This window comes from Kitasatospora putterlickiae, assembly GCF_039527695.1.
Lineage (GTDB): Bacteria > Actinomycetota > Actinomycetes > Streptomycetales > Streptomycetaceae > Kitasatospora > Kitasatospora putterlickiae.
Window position 1 is genome coordinate 1 of the sequence record NZ_BAAAKJ010000283.1, and the last position, 3,951, is coordinate 3,951.

Here is a 3,951-nt window from a genome sequence, read left to right on the forward strand (position 1 = left end):
GCTGCTGGAGGCCGTCCAGTGCGCGAAGGGCGCGTTCGATCGGATTCACGCCAGCGCGTCTGCCCCTGGCGCGCTCCCGGACACCTGGGAGCGCGCCGCCGGGCCGATTGACCCGGCGCGGGGTGGGCACGCGCGAAGCGACCGGGGGGAATCCGCTACGAGGTTGAGGAGAAGACGGTGGAGGAGATCCCGCAGGGCGGCGCGGGTGGCGTGCCGCCGCACCACGCCACGGACGACGGCGAGGGCGGCCACGGCCTCCGGGCCCGGTCCGGGGCCGATGGCGACGCGACCACCGCCTGGTCGGCCGGCAGCCCGGCGACGACGCCGGGAGCGTCGTTGGTCGCTGTCCTGACGTAGGAGGTCGGTGTGACGGGTGAGGCCGTCGAGGCGGGCGGCGCGGAGCCGACCCGGGCGCCCGACGGCTCCGGGGGCCCCGCCCGTGCTCAGCGCTCCGGCCCCACGGTGGAGGCGACCAGCCGCTCGGTCAGGCCCTCCCGGCCGCCCTCGCGGTACCAGCGGCGCTGGCGGTCGGCGCCGTTGCCCGCGTGGTCGAAGTCCCGCCACAGCCCGGCGATCCGCTCGGTGTCCCCGGTGGCCCGCAGCCCCGGGGCGAGGTGGGCCCGGAACTCCGCCACCACCTCCGCGGCCGGCCTGGCCGTGCCGCTGACCGGGGAGACCAGTCGGCCGCGCGGGCCGGTCCGGGCGGCGTGCCAGGTGGCGGCGCGCAGCAGCTCCTCGGGGACGGCGGGGCGCGGCGCCCCGGCCCGCTCGTCCAGGACGGCCCGGACCACCAGGGCGCGGACCAGGCCCGCGAACAGTTCGGCGTCGGAGACGGTGAGCTGGACGTCGGCGGCGCGCACCTCCACCGTCGGGTAGCGGCTGGACAGCCGGGCGTGCCAGTAGACCTGTCCCTCGTCGGCGATCGCGCCGGCCGCTCCGAGGGCCGCCACCCGCCGCCGGTAGTCGGCGGCGTCGGCGAAGACGGGCGACGGGCCGCTGACCGCCCACTGGTCGAAGTGGACCGTCCGCCAGCTGGCGAAGTGGGTGTCCCGGCCGCGCCAGTACGGCGAATTGGCGGACAGCGCGATCAGCACCGGCAGCCACGGCCGCAGCCGCACCAGCGCGCTCAGCCGCTCCTCCTCGTCCTCCACCCCGACGTGCACGTGCATGCCGTTCAGCATCAGGTCGTCGACCAGCACCGGCGCCTCCCGGCGGGCCCGGCGGTAGCGGTCGCCCTCGGTGACCGGCACCGGTTCGTCCAGACCGAACGGTGCCGCGCCGACCGGTACCACCCGGCACCCGTGCTGCGCGGCCGCCGAGGCGAGCCCGGCGCGCACCCGTGACAGGTGGCGCACCACCGCCGGGAGGTCCTCGCACACCGGGGTGGCGGACTCCACCTGGACCTGGAGCAGTTCGTGCTGCGCCTCGCTCGGCCGCAGCGCCGGGGCCAGGTCGGCGGCGGCCAGCACCTCGGCCGCCCGGGGGAGCGGGGTGCCGTCCCGGGGGTCGATCAGCAGGTACTCCTCTTCCACACCAAGTGTCAGCATGACCCCTCCGCTACCCGGAACCGTCCGTTCCACGCCTGCCCCCGTGCCAAGCCCTAGGCCCGCTCGCCCTCGCCCTCGGTGTCGATGTGCGGCAGGACCCGGTCGAGGAACCGCGGGGTCCACCAGGCGGCGGCGCCGAGCAGGGTCATGACGGCGGGTACCAGCAGCAGGCGGACGACGGTGGCGTCGACCAGGACGCTGACCGCCAGACCGAGGCCCATCATCTTGATCACGATGTTGTCGCTGACGATGAACGCGGCGAAGACGCTGACCATGATCAGGGCGGCGCAGGTGATCACCCGCGCGGTGATCTCCAGGGCGTGCGCGACCGCGTCGTGGGGGCGTCCGGTGCGCACCCAGGCCTCGTGGACGCGGGAGAGCAGGAAGATCTCGTAGTCCATGCTCAGGCCGAAGACGATGGCGAACATCATCATCGGCACGTAGCTCTCGATCGGCACCTCGCCCGCCACGCCGAGCGCCGGCCCGCCCCAGCCCCACTGGAAGACGGCCACCACGACCCCGTACGAGGCCGCGATCGACAGCAGGTTGAGCACGGCGGCCTTGACGGCGACCAGCAGGCCGCGGAAGACGGCGAGGATGATCAGGAAGGCGAGCCCGACCACCACCGCGATGATCGGCACCAGCCGGCTCGACACGATGTCCAGGAAGTCCACCTGGGCCGCCGTGTTGCCGGTGACGTACGTCTTGGCGCCGGTGCCGGCCACGGCGTCCGGCAGCACGGTGTCCGACAGCCGGTTCACCAGGTCGGTGGTGGCGCGGTCCTGGGGCGCGCCGGCCGGGACGACGGTGTTGAACAGCACCACGCCGTCCGGGCTGGTCTGCAGCGGGCTGACGCTCGCCGCGCCGGGCAGGCCGGTGAGGGCCTGCTGCACGGAGGCCTGCACGGCGGGGCGCCCGCCGGCCGCCACGGCGCTCTGGTCGACGACCAGGGTGAGCGGCCCGTTGGAGCCGGGGCCGAACGCCTCGGACATCAGGTCGTAGGCGCGCCGGTCGGTGAACTCGGTGGAGTCGGCGCCGTCGCCGATGTGGCCGAGCTGGATGGAGAACAGCGGGATCGCCAGCACCACGAGCACGACCACGCCGGCGGCCAGGTAGCGCCAGGGGTGCGCCTCGACCCGCCGGGCGTAACGGTGCCAGGCGCCGGTGCTCTCCCCGCCCTGGGCGCCGCCGGTCTCGGCGATCGGGCGGCGCACCGAGACGCGGTCCATGTGGTGGCCGATGAACCCCATCAGCGCGGGCAGCAGGGTGAGCGCGCCGAGCACCGCCGACACCACGGTGACCGCGGCGGCGGCCCCGAGCTTGGCGATGAAGGAGATGCCGGACACCGAGAGCCCGGACAGCGCGATGATCACGGTGCAGCCGGAGACCAGCACCGCGCGCCCGCTGGTGGCCACCGCCTGCCCGGCGGAGGCGACCGGGTCCGCGCCGTCCATCAGGTTCTGCCGGTGCCGGGTGAGCAGGAACAGCGCGTAGTCGATGCCGACGCCGATGCCGATCATGGTGGCGAGGGTGGGCGCGACCGTCGCGAAGGTGGACAGCGCGGCGATCAGGCCCAGCACGCCGAGGCCGACCACCGCCGCGAACAGCGCCGTCAGCAGCGGCAGCCCGGCCGCCAGCAGGCTGCCGAACCCGACCAGCAGCACCACGACGGCCACCGCGAAGCCGATCGCCTCGCTGGAGCGGTCGTCCGGCGCCGGCCGGGCCAGCTCGCCCAGCGGCCCGCCGTACTCCACCTGCACCCCGGCCTGCCGCAGCGGGGCGACGGAGGCGTCCACCCCGGTCAGGTACTCGTCGCCGAGCAGGGTGGGGTTGGTGTCGAAGCGGACGGTGATGTAGCCGGTCAGCCCGTCGGTGGACAGCGGCCCGCCGGGCGTCGCGGGCTGTCCCGCCGGCGGCAGCGGGCTCTGCGCGGCGAGCACGTGCGGCAGCTGCTGCAGGGAGGAGACGGCCTGCGCGATCTGCGGCTGGAAGCCGCTCAGCTGCTGGGCGTCGTGCAGCACCACCTGGGAGCTGGTGCCCGCGGCGGCCGGCTCGTGCGCCTGGAGGACGTCCTTGCCGGTCTGCGCCTGGGTGCCGGGCAGCGAGAAGTCGTCCGAGTAGGTGCCGCCGACCGTCTTGTTGGCCGCCTGGACGGCGGCCAGCGCCACGATCCACAGCACGACGACCAGCAGCGGGTGGCGCGCGCACCACTCGCCGAGGCGGCGCAGGCCCGCGCGCTCGGCGGCGGGCCCGGTGGCCGGGGGGTCGCGGCGGACGGACGGCGGCATGGACGGGCTCCCGGGGTCTGCTGCGCGGCGGTGTGCCGATCCGGCGCAGGGTTCCCCGGCGGCCCGCGCCGCGCACCGGTACCGGCGGGTAGTCGCCCCGTCAGCGGTGCGCGGCG

The 3,951-nt window shown here is 75.5% G+C and carries 2 protein-coding genes; both read right to left on the reverse strand.

The window, feature by feature from the left end; genetic code table 11:
• Positions 1 to 443: 443 nt before the first annotated feature.
• Complete coding sequence (locus tag ABD308_RS27610) at positions 444 to 1,547, reverse strand: carboxylate-amine ligase (protein ID WP_344339982.1); 1,104 nt, start codon at positions 1,545 to 1,547, stop codon at positions 444 to 446.
• Positions 1,548 to 1,600: 53 nt separating this feature from the next.
• Positions 1,601 to 3,835, reverse strand: a complete 2,235-nt coding sequence (locus ABD308_RS27615) for an MMPL family transporter (protein WP_344339984.1) — start codon at positions 3,833 to 3,835, stop codon at positions 1,601 to 1,603.
• Positions 3,836 to 3,951 lie beyond the last annotated feature (116 nt).

Excerpts from the sequence above, each read along its gene's own strand:
- ABD308_RS27610 (WP_344339982.1), bottom strand. The coding sequence starts at position 1,547 with ATGCTGACACTTGGTGTGGAAGAGGAGTACCTGCTGATCGACCCCCGG.
- ABD308_RS27615 (WP_344339984.1), bottom strand. The coding sequence starts at position 3,835 with ATGCCGCCGTCCGTCCGCCGCGACCCCCCGGCCACCGGGCCCGCCGCC.